This window comes from Collinsella sp. AM29-10AC (assembly GCF_003469085.1).
In the GTDB taxonomy this organism is placed as follows: domain Bacteria; phylum Actinomycetota; class Coriobacteriia; order Coriobacteriales; family Coriobacteriaceae; genus Collinsella.
The window spans coordinates 13,962-39,679 of record NZ_QSKB01000008.1; the positions used below are offsets into that span (position 1 = coordinate 13,962).

General features: G+C 60.5%; 23 protein-coding genes. 20 read left to right on the forward strand and 3 right to left on the reverse strand.

The genetic code is table 11. The features are described 5' to 3' along the window. The first annotated feature begins 2 nt into the window (after positions 1-2). Genes DW754_RS03800 through DW754_RS03820 form a run of 5 tightly spaced genes read left to right on the forward strand, consistent with a single transcriptional unit; the run spans position 3 to position 6,309 of the window. Positions 3-917, forward strand: a complete 915-nt coding sequence (locus DW754_RS03800; protein WP_233508851.1) for a phosphatidate cytidylyltransferase — start codon at positions 3-5, stop codon at positions 915-917. Further along, positions 917-2,104 carry a 1-deoxy-D-xylulose-5-phosphate reductoisomerase gene (dxr, locus tag DW754_RS03805; RefSeq protein ID WP_117758533.1) on the forward strand — a complete coding sequence of 396 codons (1,188 nt, stop codon included), beginning with the start codon at positions 917-919 and terminating at the stop codon, positions 2,102-2,104. The genes DW754_RS03800 and dxr overlap by 1 nt, the downstream gene beginning before the upstream one ends. A gap of 25 nt (positions 2,105-2,129) precedes the next feature. Next, on the forward strand, positions 2,130-3,491 hold the full coding sequence (locus DW754_RS03810; protein ID WP_117758532.1) for an RIP metalloprotease: 1,362 nt from the start codon (positions 2,130-2,132) through the stop codon (positions 3,489-3,491). A 13-nt stretch (positions 3,492-3,504) separates the two neighbouring features. Continuing rightward, complete coding sequence (gene ispG / locus DW754_RS03815) at positions 3,505-4,587, forward strand: flavodoxin-dependent (E)-4-hydroxy-3-methylbut-2-enyl-diphosphate synthase (RefSeq protein WP_117758531.1); 1,083 nt, start codon at positions 3,505-3,507, stop codon at positions 4,585-4,587. Then, complete coding sequence (locus DW754_RS03820; RefSeq protein WP_233508850.1) at positions 4,588-6,309, forward strand: proline--tRNA ligase; 1,722 nt, start codon at positions 4,588-4,590, stop codon at positions 6,307-6,309. A 177-nt stretch (positions 6,310-6,486) separates the two neighbouring features. Here DW754_RS03820 and DW754_RS03825 read toward each other — a convergent pair whose 3' ends face one another. The 3 genes from DW754_RS03825 to rpmB form a co-directional block, all read right to left on the reverse strand. Further along, positions 6,487-7,251, reverse strand: a complete 765-nt coding sequence (locus DW754_RS03825) for an aminoglycoside phosphotransferase family protein (protein WP_006236119.1) — start codon at positions 7,249-7,251, stop codon at positions 6,487-6,489. Between the two features lie 88 nt (positions 7,252-7,339). Continuing rightward, positions 7,340-9,988, reverse strand: coding sequence for a bifunctional acetaldehyde-CoA/alcohol dehydrogenase (gene adhE, locus DW754_RS03830; RefSeq protein WP_117758530.1), 2,649 nt, complete (start codon positions 9,986-9,988; stop codon positions 7,340-7,342). Positions 9,989-10,526: 538 nt separating this feature from the next. Continuing rightward, positions 10,527-10,715, reverse strand: coding sequence for a 50S ribosomal protein L28 (gene rpmB, locus DW754_RS03835; protein ID WP_022094725.1), 189 nt, complete (start codon positions 10,713-10,715; stop codon positions 10,527-10,529). Between the two features lie 452 nt (positions 10,716-11,167). Between rpmB and pyrR the strand changes: the two genes are divergently transcribed. The 15 genes from pyrR to lepA all read left to right on the forward strand — a co-directional run bounded on the left by pyrR (position 11,168) and on the right by lepA (position 25,717). Continuing rightward, the gene (pyrR, locus tag DW754_RS03840) at positions 11,168-11,752 is read left to right on the forward strand and encodes a bifunctional pyr operon transcriptional regulator/uracil phosphoribosyltransferase PyrR (RefSeq protein WP_006236123.1); all 585 of its coding nucleotides are present in this window, start codon (positions 11,168-11,170) and stop codon (positions 11,750-11,752) included. Positions 11,753-11,756: 4 nt separating this feature from the next. Continuing rightward, positions 11,757-12,701, forward strand: coding sequence for an aspartate carbamoyltransferase catalytic subunit (locus DW754_RS03845; protein ID WP_035138537.1), 945 nt, complete (start codon positions 11,757-11,759; stop codon positions 12,699-12,701). Beyond that, positions 12,685-13,974 carry a dihydroorotase gene (locus tag DW754_RS03850; RefSeq protein ID WP_117758528.1) on the forward strand — a complete coding sequence of 430 codons (1,290 nt, stop codon included), beginning with the start codon at positions 12,685-12,687 and terminating at the stop codon, positions 13,972-13,974. Before DW754_RS03845 ends, DW754_RS03850 begins: the two co-directional genes overlap by 17 nt. A gap of 116 nt (positions 13,975-14,090) precedes the next feature. Next, complete coding sequence (locus DW754_RS03855) at positions 14,091-14,858, forward strand: dihydroorotate dehydrogenase electron transfer subunit (protein WP_117758541.1); 768 nt, start codon at positions 14,091-14,093, stop codon at positions 14,856-14,858. Positions 14,859-14,872: 14 nt separating this feature from the next. Then, entirely contained in the window at positions 14,873-15,781 is a 909-nt protein-coding gene (locus DW754_RS03860) for a dihydroorotate dehydrogenase (protein ID WP_199411071.1), read from the forward strand. After that, positions 15,775-16,491: an orotidine-5'-phosphate decarboxylase gene (gene pyrF / locus DW754_RS03865; RefSeq protein ID WP_117758526.1), complete on the forward strand. Its 717-nt coding sequence runs from the start codon at positions 15,775-15,777 to the stop codon at positions 16,489-16,491. The genes DW754_RS03860 and pyrF overlap by 7 nt, the downstream gene beginning before the upstream one ends. 239 nt (positions 16,492-16,730) lie before the next feature. After that, the gene (gene mihF / locus DW754_RS03870; RefSeq protein ID WP_006236130.1) at positions 16,731-17,039 is read left to right on the forward strand and encodes an integration host factor, actinobacterial type; all 309 of its coding nucleotides are present in this window, start codon (positions 16,731-16,733) and stop codon (positions 17,037-17,039) included. Then, entirely contained in the window at positions 17,040-17,609 is a 570-nt protein-coding gene (gmk, locus tag DW754_RS03875; RefSeq protein WP_117629178.1) for a guanylate kinase, read from the forward strand. Positions 17,610-17,614: 5 nt separating this feature from the next. Beyond that, complete coding sequence (locus tag DW754_RS03880; RefSeq protein ID WP_035138532.1) at positions 17,615-17,896, forward strand: DNA-directed RNA polymerase subunit omega; 282 nt, start codon at positions 17,615-17,617, stop codon at positions 17,894-17,896. Then, positions 17,897-19,141, forward strand: coding sequence for a tRNA uracil 4-sulfurtransferase ThiI (gene thiI / locus DW754_RS03885; protein WP_117758525.1), 1,245 nt, complete (start codon positions 17,897-17,899; stop codon positions 19,139-19,141). It begins immediately after the preceding gene. A 213-nt stretch (positions 19,142-19,354) separates the two neighbouring features. Continuing rightward, positions 19,355-20,068: a helix-hairpin-helix domain-containing protein gene (locus DW754_RS03890; RefSeq protein WP_117758524.1), complete on the forward strand. Its 714-nt coding sequence runs from the start codon at positions 19,355-19,357 to the stop codon at positions 20,066-20,068. Further along, complete coding sequence (locus tag DW754_RS03895) at positions 20,065-22,368, forward strand: DNA internalization-related competence protein ComEC/Rec2 (RefSeq protein WP_117758523.1); 2,304 nt, start codon at positions 20,065-20,067, stop codon at positions 22,366-22,368. The genes DW754_RS03890 and DW754_RS03895 overlap by 4 nt, the downstream gene beginning before the upstream one ends. Before the next feature lie 78 nt (positions 22,369-22,446). Beyond that, positions 22,447-23,409: a DNA polymerase III subunit delta gene (gene holA, locus DW754_RS03900; protein WP_117758522.1), complete on the forward strand. Its 963-nt coding sequence runs from the start codon at positions 22,447-22,449 to the stop codon at positions 23,407-23,409. A gap of 133 nt (positions 23,410-23,542) precedes the next feature. Further along, positions 23,543-23,809 (forward strand): 30S ribosomal protein S20, encoded by a 267-nt coding sequence (gene rpsT / locus DW754_RS03905; protein WP_022094714.1) that lies wholly within the window; start codon positions 23,543-23,545, stop codon positions 23,807-23,809. Positions 23,810-23,905: 96 nt separating this feature from the next. Beyond that, on the forward strand, positions 23,906-25,717 hold the full coding sequence (lepA, locus tag DW754_RS03910) for a translation elongation factor 4 (RefSeq protein WP_117735177.1): 1,812 nt from the start codon (positions 23,906-23,908) through the stop codon (positions 25,715-25,717). The last annotated feature ends 1 nt before the right edge of the window (position 25,718 follow it).

The window sequence follows — 25,718 nt, forward strand, 5'->3', positions numbered from 1 at the left end:
TCGTGTCCGATCGTCCCAAGGCATCTGCTCCCAAGACGCCAGTTTCCGCGGCGCCTGCGCGCAAGGCTGCCGCTGCGGGAGCACCTGCAGCAAAGAGCGGCACCGGTTCGTGGCTGGCGGGCTTTATCATCCGTGCCGCCGCCGGTATCGTCTACGCCGTTGTCTTTATCCTGTGCCTGGTTTTGGGTATCGTGCCCACGGCCATCTTTGTTTCTGTCATGAGCGGTCTGTGCTGCTATGAGTTTTTCCGTATGACGAGGCTCGATGGCAAGATGGCTAACGAGCGCATGGGTATCGCTGCCGCCGTACTCTTTCCGCTGTCGGCGTTGGGCGATTCGATGTTGCTGAATGCCCTGCTTTTTGCCCTGATGCTCGCTGTGGGCATTTGGTATGTTTGGTCGCCGCGTACCCGCATCTCTGATGTGGCCGTGACGCTCATGGGTCCCATCTACACTGGCTTTATGCTGTCGGCTATCGTGCTGCTGCGCGATGCCGTGCCCGGTTTTGCCGGCGCCCTGCTTTCAGTGGGCGTTTGCGCGTCCCTTTGGGTCTCCGATTCGTTTGCCTACATCGTGGGCAGCCGTATCGGCAAACACAAGATGGTTCCCAAGATCTCCCCCAAAAAGAGCTGGGAGGGGTTTGCCGGCGGCATCTTGGGCTCGGTTTTGATTTGGCTCATCCTGTGGGCGACGCACTTCTACAAGCTCAGCCTGCCCTATGCGCTGCTGTGCGGCGTGGCCGTGTCTATTCTGGGCGTTATCGGCGACCTTATCGAGTCCCGCATCAAGCGCGGTGTGGGCGTCAAGGATTCCGGCAACCTTATCCCGGGCCACGGCGGAATGCTCGATCGTAGCGATTCGCTTATCTTCGGTTGCATCACCGCACAGCTGTTGCTGATGATCGGAGGCGTGCTGTAATGTCCTTCCAGACGACGTATGGCCCCGATGGACGCCTTCGCGTTGCCTTCCTGGGTTGTACGGGCTCTATCGGCACCCAGGCGCTCGATGTGTGCCGCCAGCATGCCGATCGCCTGCAGGTGACGGCGCTGTCCGTTAATTCCAGCACCTCGGAGCTCGTTGCCGCTGCCCGCGAGTTCTCGGTTCCGGCGGTTGCCGTTGCCGATGTCGCTCATGGCGATGACGCCGTGCTGCAGGAGTTGCCCGAGGGCACACAGCTCGGCGTTGGCGCGCAGGCGGTTTGCGAGCTCGCGCGTCGCGACGATGTCGACTGCGTGCTCGTCGCTATTGTGGGCGCCGCCGGTCTCGAGGCGAGCCATGCGGCCTTGACCTCGAATAAGCGCCTTGCCCTTGCCAACAAGGAGTCCCTCGTCGTCGGTGGCGACTTGCTTATGCCGTTGGCGCAACCGGGCCAGCTTATTCCGGTCGACTCTGAGCATTCCGCCATCTACCAGTGCTATCTGGGGGAGAACCCGCGCGAGGCCCACTGCATTTGGCTCACCTGCTCGGGCGGTCCGTTCTTTGGCCGCACGCGCGACGAGCTCGATCGCGTGACGCGTGCCGATGCCCTCGCGCATCCCACGTGGGCCATGGGTGCCAAGATCACCATTGACTCCGCCACCCTCATGAACAAGGGCCTGGAGCGCATTGAGGCCATGCATCTGTTTAACTGCGACCTCGATTTCATTAACGTGGTCGTGCAGCGTCAGTCCAAGATTCACTCTATGGTCGAGTTCGCCGACGGCTCCGTGATGGCGCATCTCGGTGCATCCGACATGCGTATCCCCATCCAGTTCGCGTTCTCGTATCCCGAGCGTTGGGATACTCCGGCGCCTCGTATCGATTTCCGCGAGCTGGGGCAGCTCACGTTTGATGCTGCCGACATGGATACCTTCCGCTGTCTGGCACTGGCCGAGCGTGCCGGCAAGACGGGTGGCACCATGCCGTGCGTTCTCAATGCCGCCAACGAGGTCGCCGTCGATGCCTTCCTGCACGATGGCTGCAGCTTTACCGATATCGATCGCATTGTGGAATCCTGCATGGACGCCCACGATATGCAGGTGGTCGATTCGTTTGAGCAGCTTCGCGACATCGATGCGTGGGCGCGTGAAAAGGCTGCGCAGGTGCTCGCCGCAACCCGTTCCTAACCCATAAGGATTGCTTTTTCGTTTTATGGATACTGTTCTGAGCGTTCTCTCATCGGTCTTTTGGGGCCTGCTGATGCTTTCCGTCCTCGTGTTTTTGCACGAGGGCGGCCACTTTTTGGCGGCGCGTGCCTGCGGCGTCCGTGTGACCGAGTTCTTTTTGGGTCTGCCGTGCCGCTTTGACATCCATTACACGTCGCGTCGCATTGGAACCAAGTTTGGCGTGACCCCGCTGCTGCTGGGTGGCTACGCTGCCATCTGCGGTATGGATCCGACCGATGTTTCGTGCGCCGACCGCGTGCTCGCGGCTATCTATCGTCATGGTCGCGTGACCGTGGCCGACCTTGCTGTCGAGCTCGAGCTTTCCGAGGAGGATGTGCTCGAGGCATGCGCCCTTTTGCTGGGCTGGGGCTCCATCGCGCCCTGGTATGAGGAAGGGGAGAAGCCCTCGCCGAGCTACTATCCCACCAAATATCAGACGTTGCCGCGAGACACGGCAGGCTATACCACCTTTGATGGTCGTCGTTTCGATCGCGAACATGCGACTGCCGAGGGCGATGTGTGGGAGCTGCCGTGCGGCGAGGCCGAGTTCCTTGCGCAAGAGCGCTCGCACACCTATCTTGGCCAAGGCTTTCTCAAGCGCGCCTTTATGCTGCTCGCGGGCATTATCGTCAATATCTTGACGGGTTTTTTGCTCCTTATGAGCATCTATTCCATTGCGGGTGTCACCGTGCCGATGGATACCAACGTGATCGGTCAGGTTGACGAGGGGTCTATTGCCGCCAAGGCGGGTATCGAGGGCGGTGACGCGATCCTTTCGGTTGACGGTGTCTCATGTTCCACTTGGATGGATGTCTACGATGCCATCGGCAAGGCTGCCGGTAAGGACGATATTGCTATTGAGTATGAGCGCGATGGCAAGCAGTGCTCGACCTCGGTCACACTCAAAGAGGACGAACGTCTGGGCGTTTATGCCTCTACGCAGGTGGTCCGTTTGGACCCCATCACCTCGGCGCGCCTCTCCTTCTCGTATGTTGCGCAGACAGCGGAGGGCGTGATGCGCCTGCTCCAGCCGCAGCATACGATGGAGATTCTCGATCAGTCTTCTTCGATCGTGGGTATTAGCGTTATGTCTTCACAGGCCGCTGCTGCCGGCCCTGCCACGTTCCTTTCCTTTGCCGCCCTCATTTCGTTCTCGCTTGGCTTTATGAACCTGCTGCCCATCCCACCACTCGATGGCGGCAAGCTGGTCATCGAGATCATTCAAAAGATTGCGGGCCGCGAGTTGCCGCTCAAAGTGCAGACAATCGTCAGCTATGTCGGCATCGCGCTCTTTGCACTGCTGTTTGTCTATATGCTTCGTTCCGACATCCTTCGATTTATTCTGTAGGGGAGTGTTTGGATTGTCTTTATCCCATCCTTTGCCTCGCGAGTTGACGCGCCCCGTGCATGTGGGCGGCGTGCAGATCGGTGGTGGCGCTCCGGTCGTGGTTCAGTCTATGACCTGCACCGATACTGCTGATGCCCAGGCAACGCTTGCGCAAGTGTGCGCGTTGGCGCAGGCTGGCTGCGATATCGTGCGCGTGAGCGTGCCTACCGAGGCTGCGCTCGAGGGCTTTCGCACGATTTGTGCCGAGTCTCCGGTGCCAATCGTCGCCGATATCCATTTTAACCATAAGCTTGCCATTGGCGCTGTCGAGGCTGGTGCCTCTAAGCTGCGCATCAACCCCGGCAATATCGGCGATTGGGCTAAGGTCGATGCCGTCATCGATGCCGCGGGTGCCGCGGGCTGCGCGATTCGCATTGGCGTGAACGCGGGCTCGCTTGAGCAAGATATTGCCGAGCGCGACGACCTCACGCAGCCCGAAAAGCTCGTGATGTCGAGCGATCGCTTTGTGCGGCACTTTGAGGACCGTGGGTTTACCAACATCGTGCTATCCGCCAAGGCCCATCGCGTACAGACGACACTTGATACCTATCGCGCCCTGTCGCGCGAGATACCGCATGTTCCGCTCCACCTGGGCGTGACGGAGGCGGGGACCAAGCTTCAGGGCACCATCAAGAGCTCTGTAGGCTTGGGTATCTTGCTTTCCGAAGGCATCGGTGACACCATGCGTGTGTCGCTCACGGCCGATCCGGCTGAGGAGCCGCCGGTCGCCTGGGGAATTCTACAGTCGCTGGGCCTGCGTCGCCGTGGTCCCGAGATTGTCTCGTGCCCCACGTGCGCCCGCTGCCAGGTTAACCTGATTCCCATCGCCGAGGAGGTCACCGAGCGGCTTAAGAACTATTCCGCGCCGCTTTCGATCGCCGTGATGGGATGTGCGGTCAACGGCCCCGGAGAGGCATCTGACGCCGACCTGGGTGTTGCCTGCGGACGTGGTCAGGGCCTGCTCTTTTCGCATGGCCAGATCATTGGTAAAGTAGCTGAGGATCAAATTGTCGACGCGCTTATGGCCGAGGTCGACAAACTTATTGAGGAGAAATAAATGACCCGAGCAATGTATATGTCTAAGCTCTATGCGCCGACGCTTAAAGAGGATCCGGCGGACGCTGAGCTCGCCAGCCACCGCCTGCTGCTCCGTGCCGGCATGATCCGCAAGGAGGCCGCCGGTCTGTATTCCTACCTGCCGCTTGCTTGGCGCTCGATCCGCAAGATCGAGAATATCGTGCGCGACGAGATGGACGCCGCCGGCGCCCAGGAGCTCATGATGCCCATTATGGTCGATGCCGAGCTGTGGCGTGAGTCCGGCCGTATCGATGCCTATGGCAAGGAGCTTGTGCGCTTTGACGACCGTCATGGTCGCGAGTTCGTGCTGGGCCCCACCCACGAGGAGACCGTGACTGCCCTGGTGCGCAACGAGCTGCGCTCCTATAAGCAACTGCCCGTCAACCTGTACCACATTCAGGACAAGTTCCGCGATGAGTTCCGTCCCCGCTTTGGCCTGATGCGCGGCCGCGAGTTCATCATGAAGGACGCCTACAGCTTCTCCGCCACGCAGGAGAGTCTGCAGGAGGAGTACGACAAGATGAAGCAGGCCTACGCCAACATCTGCGAGCGCTGCTACATCAAGGCTCTGCCCGTTGTCGCCGACTCCGGCGAGATCGGTGGCGATACCTCCGTCGAGTACATGGCTTTGGCTGACGCCGGCGAGGCTTCGCTCGTCTACTGCGACGATTGCGGCTTTGCAGCCGACGATGAGGCCGCAAGCACCAAGGTCGTTGTGACCGAGGGTCCTGGCGACGGTGCGCTTACCAAGGTCGAGACTCCGGGCATGGGCACCATCGAGGCCGTTGCAAAGTTCTTCGGTTTCCCCGAGAACGGCACGCGCAAGTCTCTGGCACTCATCGACGCCGAGGGCAAGCCCGTCGTGGCCATTGTCCCGGGCGACCACGAGCTCAACGATTGCAAGGCCGAGCATGTCTTTGGCAAGGGCTATCGCATGATGACCGACGAGGAGCTTCAGGCGAACGGTCTGCACAAGGGCTTTATCGGACCGGTTAACTTGCCCGAGGGCATCCGTCTGGTGTGTGACGAGAGCCTGCGCGAGTCCAAGCAGTGGGCCTGCGGTGCCAACGAGGTCGATTATCACTTTACCGGTGCCTGCCCCGAGCGAGACTTTACCGTCGATGAGTGGGCAGATCTGGTCACCGTCGTTGCCGGCGATCCCTGCCCGCACTGCGGCAAGCCGCTCTCTGCTGCCCGCGGCATCGAGGTCTCTCAGGTGTTCCAGCTGGGCACCAAGTACTCCGAGGCCATGGGTGCCACCTTTATGGACGAGGACGGCAAGGAGAAGCCGCTCATCATGGGTTGCTACGGCGTTGGTGTGTCCCGCTCGCTTGCTGCCGTCGTGGAGCAGCACAACGACGAACACGGCATCGTCTGGCCGGTCTCCGTTGCCCCGTACGAGGTCGCGGTGATTCCGCTCGATCCCAAGAAGGAGGAGTGCGCAACCGTCTGCGACCAAATCGTCGAGGGCCTGTGCGCCGAGGGTATCGAGGTTGTCGTCGATGACCGTGACGAGCGTCCCGGCTTTAAGTTTGCCGATAACGACCTCATGGGCTTCCCGTATCAGGTCGTTCTGGGTAAGCGCGGCCTCAAGAATGGTACTGTGGAGCTCAAGGACCGTGCCACGGGCGAGCGTGAGGACGTGGCGATCGACGAGGTCGTCGCCAAGGTTGCCGAGCTTGTTAAGGCGGCCCGCCGTTAATCGACGATTTCGCTTGTAGTTCGATATACGGGACGGCCCCACATTTCTCCAGATCGGGGAGATGTGGGGCCGTCCTTTTATCTTGTGGCATCCTCGATATCTAAAAGGAAAACCCCACAGCCCATATGAGCTGCGGGGTTTTCTTGTGCCTCCGATGCGAAATAAATCGCTCAGATATTACTGATAATCGACGACGTCGATCCAGTTCTTCAGGAACTCATCGTTCACGTTGCGCTTACGAGCGAGCTCGGAAGCGGCGACGATGCTCGTCCACTGACGCACGACCTGCATGGGCATGTCAGCGCGGTCGCAGTAGAGCTCCAGGTAGGCCTCAGCCTGATCCTTGCTGTTGAGGGCGAAGAGCAGGTAGGTGGTGGCAACGTCGGCAGCAGGGGAGCCCTGGGTGGCGTGTGCCCAGTCGCACACATAGAGCTGGCCGTCGTCGCCGACGATGACGTTGGAGGGGTTGAAGTCGCCGTGGCAGACCTTGAACTCCTTGGTCATGCCGTCCAGACGCTCCTGAAGGTTGTAGCGCGTGGTGGCATTGAGCTGATCAAGGCTGTCGATCATGCGGGCGAACTTGTCGCGCTGACGGTTGAGCAGCGGGGAGGTGTAGCCGTGGATCTCGATCTGGAGGTCGACGAACATCTCGAGATACTCACCAAAGCGCTGGGGCTCGGCAGTCATCTTCTCGGCAAGGGTGGTGCCCGGAACCTTCTCGGTCACGAGCGCCCAGCCGTTGGCGTTCTCGAGCTGGGAAACCTCGAGAGCCTTGGGGCTGCGGATGCCGCACTCATTGATGCGGGCAAGATTCAAAGCCTCGTTGAACACGTCGGAGACAGGCTTGGTCTCGTTAAAGACCTTGACGATCTTGTCGCCCAGGTCGTAAACGACCTTGTTGCCACGGCGGACGAGCTCGGTCTTGGAATCGGGTAGCAGCATGGTTGCATCCTTTCAACGATGCGATAGAAGCGACGGCGGGGGTGTGTGAAACACCCGTGCACCCCCGCCGTTAAAAACCGTGCTAAAACTAGCAGACGGCGTAGTCCTGAGGCTCGCGGCCGTAGTAGGCGTCCAGGTAGAGCTCCTTGATCTCGCTCATGAGCGGGTAGCGCGGGTTGGCGCCGGTGCACTGGTCGTTGAATGCCTGCTCTGTCATCTCGTCGAGGGTGTCGAGGAAGTACTGCTCGTCAACACCGTAGTCGGCGATGGTCTTCTTGACGCCGATGAAGTCCTTGAGCTCCTCGAGCTTCGTGATGAAGTTCTCGAAGACCTCCTTGTCGTCCTTGCCCTCGATGCCGCAGTACTTGGCCATCTCGGCGTAGTTGTGCAGCGCGTTGGGGTAAGGATACTGGGAGAAGGTACCCATCTTGACGGGAGCCTCGGCGGCGTTGTAGCGCATAACGCGGGTCAGGATGACGGCGTTGGCGAGGCCGTGGGGCAGGTGATGGAAGGCGCCGAGCTTGTGAGCCATGGAGTGGTTGAGGCCCAGGAAGGCGTTGGCGAAGGCCATACCGGCCATGCAAGAGGCGTTGTGCATCTCCTCGCGGGCATGCGGGTCCTTGGCGCCGTTCGTGAAGCTGGAGGGCAGGTTCTCGAAGACGAGCTTAGCAGCGCGCTCGGAGAGGCCCTTGGTGTAGTCGGAAGCCATGATGGAGACGTAGGACTCGATGGCGTGGGTCATGACGTCGATGCCGGAGGCAGCGGTCAGGCCGCGCGGGGCGGTCATGCAGTTGTCGGCGTCGACGATAGCCATGTTGGGGAGCAGCGCGTAGTCGGCGAGCGGCCACTTGATGCCGGTCTCCTTGTCGGTGATGATGGCGAACGGCGTGCACTCGGAGCCGGTACCCGAAGAGGTCGGGACGGCGACGAAGTAGGCCTTCTTGCCCATCTCGGGGAAAGTGAAGATACGCTTGCGGATGTCCATGAAGTCCATGGCCATGTCCTCAAACTTGCACTCGGGGTGCTCGTACATCATCCACATGATCTTGCCGGCGTCCATAGCGGAGCCACCGCCGACGGCGATGATCACGTCAGGCTCAAAGAGAGCCATCTGCTTGGCGCCGCGACGTGCGCACTGCAGCGACGGATCGGGCTCGACGTCGTAGAAGCAGTCGTGGGCGATGCCCATCTCGTCGAGCTTGGCCTCGATGGCGCGGGTGTTGCCATTCTTGAAGAGGAACTGGTCGGTGACGATGAAGGCGCGCTTCTTGCCCATAACGGTACCGAGCTCGTCGAGGGCGACGGGCGTGGAACCCTTCTTGAAGTAGACCTTCTCGGGAGCGCGGAACCACAGCATGTTCTCACGGCGCTCGGCCACAGTCTTAACGTTGATCAAGTGCTTCACCCCAACGTTCTCGGAGACGGAGTTGCCGCCCCAGGAGCCGCAGCCCAGGGTCAGAGACGGCTTCATGCCAAAGTTGTACAGGTCACCGATGCCGCCGTGCGAGGACGGGGTGTTGATGACGATACGGCAGGCCTTCATGACGTGCTCGAACAGACTGATCTTCTCGGCCTGGGCGGGGTGCACGTACAGAGAGGCGGTGTGGCCCGGGCCACCGGCGAGCACCAGGTGCTCGGCCTTGTCGACGGCCTCCTGGAAGTCCTTGGCGTGATACATGGCCAGGACCGGGGAGAGCTTCTCGTGGGAGAACTCTTCCTTGGCGGGGTCGGTGGAGGTGACCTCGGCGATCAGGATCTTGGTCTTGGCGGGAACCTCGATGCCGGCGAGCTCGGCGATCTTGGCGGCAGCCATGCCGGGAATGCGGTGATCGAGGGCGCCGTTCTTGAACATGGCGGCACGCAGGGCCTCCATCTCGGCACCCTGCTTGACGAAGTAGCAGCCGCGCTTCTGGAACTCGGCCTTAACCTGGTCATAGATGGTGTCGATGACGGTCACAGACTGCTCGGAAGCGCAGATCATGCCGTTGTCGAAGGTCTTGGAGTGGATGATGGAGTTGACGGCGAGCAGCACGTCGGCGGTGTCGTCGATGATGACCGGGGTGTTACCGGCGCCAACGCCCAGGGCGGGCTTGCCCGAGGAGTAGGCGGCCTTGACCATGCCCGGGCCACCGGTGGCGAGGATGATGTCGACGTCACGCATGACCATGTTGGTCAGCTCGATGGAGGGGACATCGACCCAGCCGATGATGCCCTCGGGGGCGCCGGCCTTGACGGCGGCGTCAAGCACGAGCTTGGCGGCGGCGATGGTGCACTTGGCGGCTGCCGGGTGCGGCGAGATGATGATGCCGTTGCGGGTCTTCAGGCTGATCAGCGTCTTGAAGATCGCGGTGGAGGTGGGGTTGGTCGTCGGGATGACGGCGCCCACGATGCCGATGGGCTCGGCGATCTTGGTGATGCCGTAGGCCTCGTCGCGCTCCAGGACACCACAGGTCTTGGTGTTCTTGTAAGCGTTGTAGATGTACTCTGCGGCGTAGTGGTTCTTGATGACCTTGTCCTCAAGAACGCCGCGGCCGGTCTCCTCGATGGCCATCTTCGCCAACGGGATACGAGCCTTGTTGGCGGCCATGGCGGCCTCGTAGAAGATCTTGTCGACCTGCTCCTGCGTGTACGTAGCAAAAAGCGCCTGGGCCTCTCGCATCTGAGCGAGCTTAGCCTCAAGCGCCTCTACGTTGTCCACAATTGCGGGAGTAGTGTTTTCCGGTGACTTTTTCACCATTTGTGTCTCCTTGCGATCGGAGATTTACCCTACGCCTTGCATGATAGCAAGAAATTATTCGGCGAACGGTAAGATTCCCGTAAAAGGCATACTAAAACGCTTCAACCTAATGAAGCGTTTTAACTAAATACTATCAGCCTACTGCATCACCCTGCTCATTGGGGACAGACTTGCATGAGTATTTCAATGGGAAAACGGGGAGAACGGGGCAACTGTTTGATAATCGATATTCGCGGGTCGCGGTTGAGTCGGACACGCAGGCGGTGCAGCTGCTCGATTACATCCATCTCAATCCTGTGAAAGGTGCGCTTGACTCGCTCGAGTCGTACTGCTGGTCAAGTTGCAAAGCATATCAGCTGGGCTACGATCCTTTTGATATTTGTGATGCGGCCCCTATGCTCGAAAACACTCATGTAAGTCTGTTCCCAATGATTGAAAAAAAGGCGTCCTCCACATGGGAGGACGCCTTTGGTAAGTTCTATGTGAACGCGAGGTCTTTGACCCGGAGAGTCCGAGGTACTTGTTGGTAAGACCTTATTTAGGAGCGCGCAACCTTGCCGGACTTGAGGCAGGTGGAGCAAACGTTCATCTTGCGACGGTGACCATCGACGACGACGTAAACGCGCTGGATGTTGGGGCGGAACTTACGGTTGGTGACGCGGTGAGAGTGGCTGATGGAGCGACCGGCAACGGGGTGCTTACCGCAAACTTCGCAAACTTTGGACATAACTGACCCTCCTTGGGCGACAAACGAACATGTCGCGTTAACAAACAAGCCTGAACTATAGCACAGAAGCAGCTCCCTGTGCGTAATCTACACAGAGATATTCCTCTTTTGGCGATAGTGCTCACGCCACGGCCCTGGACGTAGATCCGATTTGCGTGCAGCAGAGGGGATTATGCCAGCTCGTGCGTGCGTTTTCAAGCTCGTCCCACAAATATATATAGGTTTATGGAGCACCTGCGCCCGTTTACGGATTGCCCTGTATTTATGCTCGCAATTAAGCTCGAGGTTGGCTACACTATCCCTTGACCATTAAAGGGGTACGAGATACCCACATGGAATTACATAGCTGCCAAAGAGCAGCCCTTCCTGTGGGTGTCTGGTCCGCTTTAAGCGGTCGGGCATCTATTTTTTTTGACTGTGTCAGCAGTCAAGACATGTGAGGAAGGAGATCGATGGGCACGACTTCCCCCAAGGCGGTCATCATGGACGAGACCGCCGTCAATCGAGCGATGACCCGCATCGCGCACGAGATTCTCGAGCGCAACGAGGGCTGTGAAGACCTCGCTCTGGTCGGCATCGTCACGCGCGGCGACCTTCTGGCAAAGAAGCTCGCCGAGGAGATCAAGGAGATCGAGGGCGTCGACGTTCCGCTCGGCAGCCTGGACATCAGCTTCTACCGCGATGACTATGCGACCAATTTCGCTCCCGCGATCCACGCTACCAACATTCCCTTCAGCGTCGACGGCAAGCGCGTCGTGCTGGTGGACGACATCCTGTATACGGGCCGTACTATCCGCGCCGCTCTGGATGCCGTCATGGACCTGGGCCGTCCGAGCCGCATCGAGCTGGCAGTTCTCGTTGACCGCGGTCACCGTGAGCTCCCCATCTCGCCGGACTTTGTCGGCAAGAACGTTCCCTCGTCGCATGAGGAGAACGTGCACCTATATATGAAGGAAGTCGACGGCCACACCGCCGTCGAGATTAACGACGTCGCGCCGGGTTCCCACGTGGGCTCCGCGCCGCTGGGAGGTGAGTAGTACCGTGGCGTTCAACCATAAGCACCTGATCGACATTACCGAGTACTCCGAAGAGGACATCAAGCTCATCCTCGAGACCGCCAAGGCGTTCTCCGAGGTCAATGAGCGTGCGATCAAGAAGGTCCCCACGCTCAAGGGCAAGACCATCGTCAACATGTTCAACGAGCCTTCGACGCGCACCCGCAGCTCCTTCGAGCTCGCCGAGAAGCGTCTTTCGGCCGACAGCCTCAACTTTGGCGGCTCCTCGACCTCCACGGTCAAGGGCGAGAGCCTCGTCGACACCGTCGAGACCCTCAACGCCTACAAGATTGATTGCATCGTCGTTCGCGATAAGCACGCCGGTGCTCCCTACATCGTCACGCAGAACTCGCCCGCGAGCGTCATCTGCGCCGGCGACGGCAAGCACAACCATCCCACGCAGGCCCTGCTCGACCTGTACACCATCTGGGAGCACAAGGGCGACTTCCACGGTCTTAAGGTCGCCGTCGTCGGCGATATCGCGCACTCCCGCGTCTGCGGCTCGCTGATCCCCGCGTTGAAGATCATGGGCTGCGAGACCTACGCCGTCGCCCCCGGCACGCTGCTGCCGCCGGCGCCCGAGGTCCTGGGCTGCGACCACGTGACGAGCGACCTCGATTCGGTACTCCCCGAGCTGGACGTCGTCTACATGCTGCGCGTGCAGCAGGAGCGCCTCGAGGGCGCTCCGTTCCCGACCATTCGTGAGTACCACAAGCTCTTCGGCCTGACCAAGGACCGCGAGAAGCTCATGAAGCCCGACGCGATCATCTGTCACCCGGGCCCCATCAACCGCGGCGTCGAGTTCGACTCCTATATGGCCGACCACCCGCAACGCTCCGTCATCCTGGAGCAGGTCTACGCCGGTATCTGCGTGCGTATGGCTATCCTGTATCTGCTGCTTGGAGGTGCCGATAATGGCCTTGCTTCTTAAGAATGCCCACGTCGTCGACCCGTCCGTCGAGCTTGACGGTGTCGTTGACGTCCTGATTGACGGCGACAAGATCGCCGAGGTCGGCGAGAATCTCGCCGTCGAGGGAGCCGAGGTCCGCGACCTTTCCGGCAAGTACCTCGTCCCCGGCCTGGTTGATATGCACGTTCACCTTCGCGAGCCCGGCTACGAGGTCAAAGAGGACATCGAGAGCGGCACCCGCGCAGCTGCCAAGGGCGGCTTTACCGGCGTGTGCTCCATGCCCAACACCGATCCCGTCACCGATAACGGCACCGTCGTGGAGTTCGTCAAGTCCCGTGCTGCCGAGGTCGGTCACTGCCGCGTCTATCCGTCGGGCGCCATGACCCGCGGTCTTAAGGGCGAGGCTATGTCCGAGATGGGCGATATGGTCGCCCACGGCGCCGTCGCCTTCACCGACGACGGTCGCGGCGTGCAGGGCGCGGGCATGCTCCGTCGCTGCATGGACTACGGCAAGATGTTCGGCAAGGTCTTTATGAGCCACTGCCAGGACGAGGACCTGGTCGGTCACGGCCAGATCAATGAGGGCAAGGTCTCGACCCGTCTGGCTCTCGAGGGCTGGCCGGCTGTCGGCGAGGAGCTCCAGATCGCCCGCGACATCGAGATTGCCAAGCTGACCGGCGCCAAGCTGCACATCCAGCACATCTCCACCGCCCATGGCCTGGAGCTCGTGCGTGCCGGCAAGGCCGCTGGCGTTCAGGTTACCTGCGAGGCCACGCCGCATCACATGTTCCTGACCGAGAACGACCTGGACGAGACCTACAACACCTCGCTCAAGGTCAACCCGCCGCTGCGTACCGAGGCGGACGCCGAGGCCATCCGCCAGGGCGTCATCGACGGCACCGTCGACGCTATCGTCACCGATCACGCTCCCCACACTCCGTGGGAGAAGGCGCGCGAGTTCGAGCTTGCGCCCTTCGGCATGATCGGCCTCGAGACCTCGCTGTCGCTCGTGCTCACCGAGCTGGTCAACACGGGCAAGATGAGCATGGGCCGCATGGTCGAGCTCATGGCCATCAAGCCTCGTGAGATCCTGGGCCTCGACCAGGTTCAGGTCAAGGCGGGCTCCGTTGCCGACCTGACCGTGTTCGACGCGTCCGCCACCTGGACGGTCGGCGAGGACGGTTACGAGTCGCGCGCCGAGAACTCCGGTTTTGCCGGCCGCACGCTCACCGGTCGTGCCACCGATGTGTTTGTCGGCGGCAAGCAGACGCTCGCCGACGGCTGCATCTGCTAGCATAGCCTTATCGCTTTTGTGCGCGGCGCCCTTGCGGTGCCGCGCTTTCTGTTCGCCTGAACCATGCAACCGCATGGGGGATTGGAGCGTCTATGCCCACACCTTCCACTGCACGCATGCACGACTTCGAGGTCGTCTCGAACCAGGAGATCGCCGAGGGCATCTTCTCGCTCGTAATCTCGGCCCCCAAGCTTGCAAGTGCGCTCAAGCCCGGTCAGTTTGTGAACATCGCCGTGCCCGGCGATGCCTCTTCGCTGCTTCGCGTGCCTCTGAGCTTCTATCGCGCCGACGCCCAGGCCGGCACCGTCGAGCTGTGGTACGCCGTCGTGGGCGACGACACCCGCCGTCTGTCGCAGATGGCCCCCGGTTCCACCTCTAATCTGCTGGGCCCTGGCGGCCGCGGCTGGCTTGTTCCCGAGGGCACCAGGAAGGCGCTGCTCGTGGCAGGCGGCATCGGCGTTCCGCCCGTGCTCTGCCTCGCTGGCATGCTTGCCGAGCAGGGCGTGGATGTCGACGTGTGCCTGGGCTTTGGCACCGCTTCCAAGGCCGTGGGTGTCGATGAGTTCCGCGCGCTGGGCGCCACGGTTAACGTATGCACCGACGATGGCACGCTGGGCACGCACGGTTTTTGCACCGAACCGGCAGCCGAGCTGCTCGGCGAGGGCGGCTACGACTACGTGGCCAGCTGCGGCCCTGCCGTCATGATGAAGAAGGTCGCCGCCGCTGCCGCTGAGGCCGGTGTGTACTGCGAGGTGTCGCTCGAGCGCATGATGAGCTGCGGCTTTGGCGCCTGCAACACCTGCAACGTCGAGACGGTCGACGGTATGAAGGGCGCCTGCATGTGCGGCCCCGTGTTCGATGCTTCCAAGGTGGTGGTCTTCTAGTGGGTACCGTGAATATGGCCGTCGATTTCGGCGGCGTCAAGATGCAGAACCCCATCAACACCGCAGCCGGTACCTTTGGCTACGGTTGGCAGTTCCAGAACTTCTTTGATGTCTCCCAGCTGGGTGCCATCACCACCAAGGGCTGCGCTGCCGAGCCCTGGCCCGGCAACCCCGCGCCCCGCATGGCCGAGATCCCGGGCGGCATGATCAACTCCGTGGGCCTTCAGAACCCTGGCGTGGCCGCCTTTGCCCGTGAGTCCGGTCCGTGGCTCGAACAGCTGTCCAAGGACGGCTGCCAGGTCATCTGTCAGGTCGCCGGCCATTCCGTTGACGAGTTTGTCCGCGCGCTCGAGATGTATGTCGAGCTGTGCCCCTGGGCTGCCGGCTATGAGATCAACGTGAGCTGCCCCAATATCGCCGCCGGCGGTGCCGCCATGGGCTCCTCGCCCGAGGGCGCCTCTGCCGTTATGGCTGCTTGCCGTAAGGTGACCGATAAGCCGCTGTTCGTCAAGATGGCTCCGGTCAACGTCGCCGAGATCGCCAAAGCCCTCGAGGCCGCAGGCGCCGACGGCCTTTCGGTCATCAATTCCATCCAGGGCATGGCCATTGACGTGCACACCCGCAAGTCCCGCGTTGCCAAACCCAAGGGCGGCCTTTCGGGTCCACTGTGCCACCACATCGCCGTTCGCATGGTCTGGGAGGTCGCTCAGGCCGTCGATATCCCCATCAACGGTGTCGGCGGCGTCATGACGGGCGAGGATGCGGCCGAGTTTATCCTGGCTGGCGCTACCTGCGTGTCGGTCGGCATGGCCAACTTCGTCGATCCGTGCGCCTCGCTCAAGATCGCGCACGAGCTCGAGGCCTGGGCGGAGTCCCAGGGCGTGAAGGACATCAACGAGCTGGTAGGTGCTTTCGAATGCTAGAGACCGATGCCCGCGACCGCGTTATCGTCGCCCTCGACTGCGACCGTGAGCGTGCGCTCGAGCTCGCCCACGAGCTTTCTGGTCATGCCGCTTGGCTCAAGGTCGGCATGACGCTCTATTACGCTGAGGGCCCCGAGATCGTCAAGACGTTCAAGGACCTGGGCTTTAAGGTCTTCCTCGACCTCAAGTTCCATGACATTCCGCATCAGGTGCGCGGTGCCGCCCGTTCGGCCTCGCTTGCCGGTGCCGACCTGCTCTCGGTCCACGGTTTGGGTTCGGGCGCCATGCTCGCCGCGTGCCGTGAGGGTGCCGAGGAGGCGCGCGAGGACCGCGCCAAGCTCGTCGCCATTACCGTGCTCACGAGTATGAACCAGGATGCGCTGGCCGAGATCGGCGTCGAGTCGCCCGTGGCCGAGGAGGCCGCCCGCTTGGCAAAGCTTGCCCAGGCCAACGGCATCGATGGCATCGTGTGCTCACCGATGGAGGCTCATGACATGCGTGAGCTGCTGGGTCCTGATGCCCTGATCGTGACTCCGGGTGTGCGTCCGGTGGGTGCCGCCCTTGGTGACCAGTCCCGCGTGGCGACGCCTTCCCAGGCTATCGAGCGTGGCGCAAGCCACATTGTGGTGGGCCGTCCCATCACCGGTGCCGACGATCCGGTTGCCGCCTTTGACGCCATCGTCGCCGAGCTGGTAGAAAACGTCGCGTAAAAGATTCCCCTAAGTCACCACTTTTGGGTCTCATTAGCACAAAATAGCCCCTGTGCCTGCGTAAACTTTCCCATCCTTTGTGTGGAATCGCAGGTCAGGGGCTTAACTTTGGGCGCAGTATATTGCACTTTTTGCGGGTATCGTCTAACCTATGGAGCCGCGATTAGGCATTTTGTACGTTCTACGTGCTAAAATGCCAATTATTGAATCAGATATAACCCAACTATTTGGAGGTACGAATGGCACTCCCTCAGCTTACCGACGAGCAGCGCAAGCAGGCTCTTGAGAAGGCTGCTGCCGCACGTCACGCCCGCGCTGAGCTTCGCGAGCAGATCAAGAAGGGCGAGAAGTCCCTCGAGTCCGTGCTCAACTCCGATGACCCCATCGCTTCCCGCATGAAGGTTTCCACCCTCATCGAGTCTCTCCCCGGTTATGGCAAGGCCAAGGCCGCCAAGATCATGGAGGAGCTCGGTATCTCCGCTACTCGTCGCGTCCAGGGCCTCGGCGTCCGTCAGCGCGAGCAGCTCCTCGAGCAGCTGACCAAATAAGTGAGCGCTCAGGATTCCAAGCTCTTTGTGATTTCTGGACCGTCAGGCGCAGGCAAGGGTACGCTCGTCGCTCGTGTGCGCGAGCGCCGCTCGAACCTGGGTCTGACGGTTTCGGCTACCACGCGAGCACCACGCAAAGGTGAGGTCGACGGCGTCAACTACTTTTTTCTGACGCGCGAGGAGTTCGACCGCCGCGTGGCAAACGGTGAGTTTGTTGAGTGGGCCGAGGTCCACGGTAACTGCTACGGCACGTTGGTGAGCGAGGTCACATCCAAGCTCGCCTCGGGCTCGTCTCTGATTTTGGAGATCGATGTCCAGGGCGCCCTGCAGGTGAAGGAGCGTTTCCCCGAGGCCGTGCTGATCTTTATCAAGCCGCCTTCGCTTGAGGTGCTCCGCGAGCGTCTAGTCGGTCGCGGTACCGAGACGCCCGAGACGATTGAGCTGCGTATGGCAAACGCCGCCGATGAGCTTGCCCTTGCCGACCGCTACGACGACGTCGTGGTGAATGACGATCTCGACCGCGCGACCGATGAGCTCGTTCGCGTTCTCGATATGCATGAAAGGATCTGAGGTCCGTGTCCGTTGTAAAGCCTTGCATTGACGATCTTCTGGAGAAGACCGATCACAACCGCTTCCTGCTCGCTTCGCTTGCCTCCAAGCGCGCCTGCGACATCAATAGCATGCTGCGTGGCCAGCACAACCGCGTGCTTGCCGTCCAGGATGTCGATGACATCACCATTGGGCTTTCCGGTGCCGATACCATCTCGATGGCTATGGACGAGATTGTCGACGGTGACATCTCTTACGACGAGGCTCGTTACGAGAAGGCGCTTGGCCACAAGGTTGCTGAAGCCTAAATGGCGGCTCGCGTCTGCCTGGTCCACTATCACGAGGTTGGACTGAAGGGCAAGAACCGCGCACATTTTGAGCATATCCTCATGGATAACATCAAGGCGGCCTTGGCCGCCTTTTCCGTGAACGCCGTGTCTCGAATTTCCGGTTATATCCTCGTGACCTTTAACGAGCATCAGGCCGACGAGGCGGCGCGTGTCATTCGCACCGTTCCCGGCGTTGCCCGTGTGTCTTTGGCGTATCACACCAACCGCGACCCGCAGGAGTACTGCGCCGCCGCCGTGAAGGCGCTGCGCGAGTTTGGTTCCTTCGATTCGTTTAAGGTGCACGCCAAGCGCTCCAATACCGACTATGAGCTCACCTCGATTGATATCAATCGTCAGGTGGGCGAGGTACTGTGTGAGGCCTTCCCCGATAAAAAGGTTCAAATGCACGACCCCGATGCGATGGTGCACGTACTGGTGGTCCAGGGTAGCGTTTACGTGTACGCGCGCTCCGAGCGCGGCGTGGGCGGTCTGCCGGTGGGTTCTGCCGGCAAGGTCGTGACGCTGCTGTCGTCGGGTATCGATTCTCCGGTGGCGACCTGGATGCTCGCGCGTCGCGGCGCGGTGTGCGTGCCGGTGCATTTCTCCGGTCGTCCGCAGACGCCTGATACGAGCGAGTATTTGGTGCAGGACATCATCCGTGCGCTTGAGCCGGGTGTCCAGATCGGCCGCCTGTACGTGGTGCCGTTTGGCGACTGCCAGCGTGAGATTTCGGTCACCTGCCCCAGCAACCTGCGTGTGATCATGTATCGTCGCATTATGTATTCGGTTGCCGAGCGCATTGCGCACATCGAGGGCGCCAAGGCCATCGTTACGGGCGAATCGCTTGGGCAGGTTGCCTCCCAAACGCTTGAGAACATCATGGCCGTCAACGAGGCCGTGAAGATCCCCGTGTTCCGTCCTCTCATCGGTTCGGACAAGCAGGAGATCATCGCGCGTGCTGAGGAGATCGGTACGTTCGATATCTCGACTGAGGCCGCTCCCGACTGCTGCACGCTGTTTATGCCGCGCCGACCCGAGACGCACGCTAAACTCGATGCCGTGCATGAGGCCTGGGAACTGTTTGATCACGAGGAGATGATTGAGCGCCTGCTCAAGCAGACCGAGTACATCGACTTCGAGAGCAACACATATAAGGCCCCTAAGACCTTAAAACGCAAACATTCGGAGCTTGCTCCGCGTGAGATTTACCAAGATTACGAGTAAATTTGTGCATAGACCGACGATGCGCCTGCATCGTCGGTCTTTTGCTATCTGGGCATTTTGCGGCTAAGCGTTCATTTGCTGACGTGTGCCTGAATAAATGGACAGATTTGTGCAAGGTTTTGGTCGGTTTTTGGTTTGACCGCAAAAACCGGTTTTGGGGCGTGGCTGTTGTGGAGCTCCTTTCCTGACACGATGGTGTTGGGAGGTTTTGCTATGGCGCAGCGCGAACAACACGAACGAGTCAAAAAGATGGACCGCTGGGCGGGCAAACTGCTCGGTCATAAGGCAGTGGTGATGGCGATACTGGTCGTCATTGCGATGGCGAGTGGGCTGGCGATGGCGAACCTTGGCGGCGGTGCCGGCGGTGTGTCGTTTGAGCGCACTGATGGTTCGGGCACGTTAGTGGAGCCGGGATCCGGCGATGCTTCGAGCGGAAAGACATCCGAAGGCTCTTCGCCTAAGGCGTCTGCCGCGGCAGAGGTCTATGTCGATGTTGATGGCGCCGTGGTGTCACCCGGTGTATATCGCCTCAAAGACGGGGCGCGGGTGGCTCAGGCGATTGATGCCGCCGGCGGGCTGGCGCCCGAGGCAGACGTTACGGGGCTCAATCGGGCATCCAAGGTCGTCGATGGGCAGAAGATTCACGTTCCAACGGTGGGGGAGCAGCAGGCGTCCATTGCGGAAGCCGGTGTTGATGGTGGGGCTTCCGCATCATTGGGCGTGAGTGGCGCAACGGGCCTAGTCAACATCAATACGGCAAGCGCGGCAGAGCTGCAGACGCTCTCGGGCATCGGTCCCTCCGTGGCACAGTCGATTATCGATGAGCGTACAAAGAACGGTGCTTTTGCCTCGGTTGACGATCTGATGCGTGTGTCGGGAATCGGCGAGAAGAAGCTTGCCAAAATCAAAGATTGCATCTGCGTATGAGTGCGACCGAGCGCGAACATGTGATGCCTCCGCGGCCCCTGATGCCGTGGACGATGGCCCTGTGTGCCGGCATGTGCATGAGCTGCGCCTTGGTGCTCAACGTGGCCGCTGATGCGCTGCTGAGGGAGCAGGCGCCGGCGGTCGGGCTGCTATGGGCCATTCCCGTTGCGGCGACGGTATTCGTTGTGCTGGCTCAATCTTGTGCGCGGCTTGCCCCTTGGAAGCGGTGGCTGTATGCCGCGTCCGTCGGTCTCGTGGCGGGAGCGGTCGTCTCGGCGTGGTGGGCTGCGGGCGCGCTCAACGCCTCGAAGGCGCTCGACGGTCGAGCGGCAAGCAGCCTCGAGTTTGTCGTGCAGGGTGATCCATCCATAAACGACGACGTGTATTCCTATACCTGCGAGGTACGCGCGGACGGTAAGAACTTGGCAACGGTTCGCCTATCGTGCGACCGCGAGCTCAAGGTCGGGGCGCACGTGCGTGTTATCGGTCGCGTTTCACGTTTTGAGAACGATGCGTATGGACGATTGCGCGTGCTCCGAGGCGAGGTGCGCAAGGTTAAAGCCGTTCGGATTGTGTCGGTCGATGAGGGCTCTCCGGGGCCGCTGCTTCGGCTGCGAAATTGGCTGCTTGCGTCCATCGCGCCTGCGACCGACCCGGCACGTGCGCTCATAGCCGGTGTCGTCTGTGGTCGTTCGGCCGAGCTGCGCGCCCAGCCGGCGGGCGACTGGTTTTCGGTGACGGGAACGGCGCATCTTATCGCCGTCTCGGGCAGCCATCTGGCTATCGTGGGGTTTGTGATCGAGGGCGTATTGCAAAAGACTCGGTGCTCACGTGGTTTTCAGCGGGTGATATTGGCGATAACGCTTGTGGGCTACGCTGCCTTTACGGGCGCGTCTCCCTCGGCCGTGCGCGCGTGCTGCATGGTGTTCGCGACGCTTGTCGTAAACGGAGCGGGTCGTCGTCGGCACGGCGCATCGGCACTCTTCGTAACCATGTCCATCTTTGTGCTACTGAGGCCGACGGTGCTGTTCGAGATGGGCTTTCAGCTTTCATGTGCCAGCGTCTTAGCCATTCTGTGCTTTTGCCCCTATGCGACCTACGCTTTGGGTGAGCTGGGTGTGCCATCGGGCGTTGCCGGCATGCTTTCCGTCACGCTGTGCTCGCAGTTGGCGACCCTTCCCATTACCATTCCTGCATTCGGTACGTTCTCGCTCATTGCTCCGTTGGCAAATGCGGTCATCGGTCCGGTGGTGAGCGTACTGCTCGCTGTGTCGATCGTGCTGGCTCCCTTTTCGCTCGTGGGACCGTTGCGGACTTGGGCGCTCGTTGTGCCCATGATTGCCGCCCGTTGCGCGCTGTTCTTCGAGCAGCTGTTTGCCGCCGTGCCGGGTGCATACGTGAGCGTGCCGCCCGATAGCATGTGGATTTACCTATTGCCGTGTTTTCTGGCGGTTCTGCTGGTCTGGTGGCCGCGTCCCCGTGCACGTCCTATGGCGGCGGGGCTTGCATGCCTGATGCTCTTGGCTGCGATTCCGTACGTCTATTGGGATCGATTCGCTCCGCCTTCGGTGACGCTGCTCGATGTGGGCCAGGCCGATGCGATTCTTATCCGCCAAGGCGGCGCAGTAGCTCTCGTCGACTGCGGGCTCGACGAGCGCGTGGTGGCGGCGTTGGTTCGCAATAACGTGCACCATATCGATGCCGTCTTTGTGACGCATTGGGATGAGGACCACTGGGGTGGTTTGCCTGCCGTGCTCGAACAGTTTTCGGTCGGAACGATTGCCGTGGCGGCGGATGCGCTGGAGGATGCTCCTGCCGAGGTATTGAACCGACCCGGCGTGGAGTATCGGCAGGTGCGCCGTGGGGATACGGTCGACATCGGCTCATTTTGCGCCCGCGTGATGTGGCCATTCGAGTCCGTGGATGGCGAGGGAAATGAGGACTCGCTTGTCCTGCTGCTCTCTTATGTTCAGGAAGGTAAGGGCCTGCGAATACTTCTCACCGGTGATGCCGAGCTCGACCAAGAACGGGAATTCGTGCAGGAGGTGGGGGATATCGATGTACTTAAACTTGGGCATCACGGCTCCAAGGTTTCAGTCGATGGTGAGTTGCTGGACGTCCTGAAGCCCGAGCTTTCCCTCGCAAGCGCCGGTGAGGGGAATCGATACGGCCATCCGTCCGATGCCTGCATCGATGCCGTTAAGGAAGCGGGTGGTGTGTTCGCGTGTACCATCGAACACGGCGACATTACCGTCGCACCGACTGCGAATGGCTTTGTGATGCGATGCCAGCGACCGTGACGACGTCGTTGGCGTGTGGTGGGCCCCTGGGCTAGAATGGCACGGAACGAATGCGAAGGCCTGCGGGAGGGGAGCGCAATGTCCGAAACCGGTTTGCTGCCGGCATATCTGATCGTCGGTACCGACGGAGTTAAGCGCGATCACGCCGTCTCGCGTATGAAAGCGCGTCTGGAAAAGTCGGGTATGGTCGAGTTCAACCTCGACGAGCGAGACATGACCAAGGACCCCGATATCGAGTCCATTATCGGATCGCTTAACACCTTTCCGATGGGCAGCGAGTTTCGTCTGGTAATCCTCGATGGCTGCTCAAAGCTCGCCAAGGCGGTCTCGGAGCCGCTCGTTGGGTATCTGGCGAGTCCCAGCCCCACTACGGTCTGCCTCATCATCGCCGACTCACTTGCCAAGAATACGCGCCTGTATAAGGCAATCGCCAAGATCGACAAGAAGGCTATCGTCGATTGCTCGGGTACCAAGCGCTGGGAACTGCCGCGCCGTGTTCAGCAGATGGCGACGCAGCGCGGTAAGTCGATTTCGACGGCGGCCGCCGAGGAGCTCGTCTCGCGTTCGGGCGAAAACACGCGCATGCTCGATAACGACTTGGCTAAGCTTGCCCAGATGGTCGAGGCGCCCCAGATTGAGCTTGCCGACGTTGAGCGCTGGATTGTCCGTACGGCCGAGGTTCAACCCTGGGACTTTCTCAATGCGGTCTCGGCCCGTGACATGCGACGCTCGCTCGAGCTCTTCAATCTACTGCCCGCCAAGAGCTATGTGTGGACTTACACATTGCTGTGCGGCCGCATCCGCGAGCTTATCGTTGCCAAGGCGCTCGAGGCGCGCGGACAGGGTCGTGAGCTGGCCGCAACACTTAAGCTCCAGTCCTGGCAGGTCAAGAATCACCTGACCTGGGCACGTCGCTTTTCGATGGCAGAGCTCGTTGCCGCGCTCGAGGGCGCGGTCGATGTGGAGCTCGCGCTGAAGGGTTCGGCCGATTCTCAGACCGCGCTTTTGCTCTGGATTACGAACATCTTGAGAAAATCGTGATGATACCTGCCTATTTGACAAATTCGTTCTATCCCTTTGAGGGGGAGCGTGCTATAGTAGGCGCTTGCATGACCTCACCGTGTCTCAGAGGTGTCATACATTTTTTGCAAGGAACTCGAAAGGAACTCCAGAAGTGGCAAACATCAAGTCTCAGAAGAAGCGTATCCGCACCAATGAGGCAGCTCGCATGCGTAACAAGGCTGTCAAGTCCGAGCTCAAGACGCTGACCAAGCACGTCCAGTCTGCCGTCGCCGAGGGCGACGCCGAGAAGGCCCAGGCTGCCCTCAAGACCGTCACCAAGCGTCTCGATATGGCTGCCGCCAAGCATGTTATCCACAAGAACCAGGCTTCCAACCGCAAGTCCGGTCTTGCCAAGCTCGTGAACAGCATCAACGCCTAAGTTGTAAATTTCACACCACACAGATTGCGCGCATAAATGGAGCCTGTTTTATGGAACAGGCTCCATTTTTTGTACCGCTCGGGTAAGATAGTCCGCATGAATACTTCAATTGACATTTCCCACATCCGCAACTTCTCAATCGTTGCGCACATCGACCATGGCAAGTCCACGATCAGCGATCGCATCCTCGAGCTCACCCATACCGTCGACGAACGCGACATGGAGTCGCAGCTGCTCGATACCATGGATATCGAGCGCGAGCGCGGCATCACGATCAAGTCCAATGCCGTTCGCGTGTCCTATGACGCCGACGATGGCGAGACGTATCAGTTCAATCTGATCGATACGCCGGGCCACGTTGACTTTACCTATGAGGTCTCGCGCTCGCTGGCAGCCTGTGAGGGCGCGGTGCTCGTTGTCGACGCCACGCAGGGCGTCGAGGCGCAGACCGTCTCCAACGCGACGCTCGCCATGAACGCCAATCTGGACATTGTGCCGGCCATCAACAAGATCGACCTGCCCTCTGCCCATCCCGATGAGGTTAAGACCGAGATCGAGGATGACCTGGCGATTCCTGCCGATGATGCCGTGTGTGTCTCGGGCAAGACCGGCGAGGGCATCCATGATCTGCTGGAGTCCATTGTCTTTTTGATCTCGCCTCCCAAGGGCGATGCAAATGCCCCTCTCAAGGCACTTATTCTGGATTCGTACTTCGACGAGTATCGTGGCGTCGTCGCCACGGTGCGCGTCTTTGACGGCTCCATCAAAAAGGGCGATACCCTGCGCATGATGCAGGCAGAGGGCGACTTTTTGGTCGACGGCGTGGGTGTCAAGCGTCCTGCCGAGACCCCGGTTGACGCGCTGACGGTTGGCGAGGTCGGCTATGTGGTCACGGGCCTGAAGGACCCCGAGGCCGTTCGCGTGGGCGACACCCTTACCTGGGCGTCGAACCCCTGCCCCGAGCCGCTTCCGGGTTACCGCGAGGCCAAGCCCATGGTCTATACGGGCCTGTTCCCAATCGATAACAAGGACTACGAGAACCTGCGTGACGCGCTCGATAAGCTGCACGTTAACGACCCATCGTTGGTGTGGGAGCCCGAGACCTCGGTGGCGCTCGGCTTTGGCTTCCGCGTGGGCTTCTTGGGCCTGCTACACATGGAAGTCGTCAAGGAACGCCTGGAGCGCGAATTCAACCTGGACCTCATTGCCACGAGCCCCTCGGTCGACTATCACGTCTACAAGACCGACGGCGAGATGATCGATGTCCGCAGTCCGCAGGACCTTCCCGAGGCCACGCGCATCGAGCGTATCGAGGAACCCTACCTCAAGGCAAAGATCATCTGCCCGCCTGAGTACACGGGTGCCGTCATGCAGCTCGCCATCGAGCACCGCGGCGTCACGACCGACATGATCCACCTCACGAGCAAATCGGTCGAGATGCGCTTCGATATGCCGCTCGCCGAGCTCATCTTGGACTTCTTTGACCAGCTCAAGAGCCGTACCAAGGGTTATGCCTCGCTCGACTACGAGTTCAACGAGTACCGTCCCTCCGAGCTCGTTAAGCTCGATATCTTGCTTTCGGGCGATGAGGTGGACGCGCTGTCGTTTATCGTCCACAAGGACAAGGCCTATGGCCTGGCCCGTGGCCTGTGCGACAAGCTTAAGGAGATCATCCCGCGTCAGCTGTTCGAGGTGCCCATCCAGGGTGCTATCGGCAACAAGATTATTGCCCGCTCCACCGTCAAGGCGCGTCGCAAGGACGTACTTGCCAAGTGCTACGGCGGCGATATCTCGCGTAAGCGCAAGCTGCTCGAGAAGCAGAAAGAGGGCAAGAAGCGCATGAAGGCCATCGGATCGGTCGAGGTCCCGCAGGAGGCCTTTATGGCGATCCTCAAGGTGGACGAGTAGG

Bases quoted from the DNA above. Each gene is read 5' to 3' on its own strand.
- DW754_RS03895 (WP_117758523.1), top strand. From the start codon at position 20,065: ATGAGTGCGACCGAGCGCGAACATGTGATGCCTCCGCGGCCCCTGATG.
- dxr (WP_117758533.1), top strand. From the start codon at position 917: ATGTCCTTCCAGACGACGTATGGCCCCGATGGACGCCTTCGCGTTGCC.
- DW754_RS03810 (WP_117758532.1), top strand. From the start codon at position 2,130: ATGGATACTGTTCTGAGCGTTCTCTCATCGGTCTTTTGGGGCCTGCTG.
- pyrR (WP_006236123.1), top strand. From the start codon at position 11,168: ATGGGCACGACTTCCCCCAAGGCGGTCATCATGGACGAGACCGCCGTC.
- lepA (WP_117735177.1), top strand. From the start codon at position 23,906: ATGAATACTTCAATTGACATTTCCCACATCCGCAACTTCTCAATCGTT.
- mihF (WP_006236130.1), top strand. From the start codon at position 16,731: ATGGCACTCCCTCAGCTTACCGACGAGCAGCGCAAGCAGGCTCTTGAG.
- thiI (WP_117758525.1), top strand. From the start codon at position 17,897: ATGGCGGCTCGCGTCTGCCTGGTCCACTATCACGAGGTTGGACTGAAG.
- DW754_RS03825 (WP_006236119.1), bottom strand. From the start codon at position 7,251: ATGCTGCTACCCGATTCCAAGACCGAGCTCGTCCGCCGTGGCAACAAG.
- pyrF (WP_117758526.1), top strand. From the start codon at position 15,775: ATGCTAGAGACCGATGCCCGCGACCGCGTTATCGTCGCCCTCGACTGC.
- DW754_RS03850 (WP_117758528.1), top strand. From the start codon at position 12,685: ATGGCCTTGCTTCTTAAGAATGCCCACGTCGTCGACCCGTCCGTCGAG.
- holA (WP_117758522.1), top strand. From the start codon at position 22,447: ATGTCCGAAACCGGTTTGCTGCCGGCATATCTGATCGTCGGTACCGAC.
- rpmB (WP_022094725.1), bottom strand. From the start codon at position 10,715: ATGTCCAAAGTTTGCGAAGTTTGCGGTAAGCACCCCGTTGCCGGTCGC.
- DW754_RS03855 (WP_117758541.1), top strand. From the start codon at position 14,091: ATGCACGACTTCGAGGTCGTCTCGAACCAGGAGATCGCCGAGGGCATC.
- adhE (WP_117758530.1), bottom strand. From the start codon at position 9,988: ATGGTGAAAAAGTCACCGGAAAACACTACTCCCGCAATTGTGGACAAC.
- DW754_RS03860 (WP_199411071.1), top strand. From the start codon at position 14,873: ATGGCCGTCGATTTCGGCGGCGTCAAGATGCAGAACCCCATCAACACC.
- DW754_RS03890 (WP_117758524.1), top strand. From the start codon at position 19,355: ATGGCGCAGCGCGAACAACACGAACGAGTCAAAAAGATGGACCGCTGG.
- DW754_RS03820 (WP_233508850.1), top strand. From the start codon at position 4,588: ATGACCCGAGCAATGTATATGTCTAAGCTCTATGCGCCGACGCTTAAA.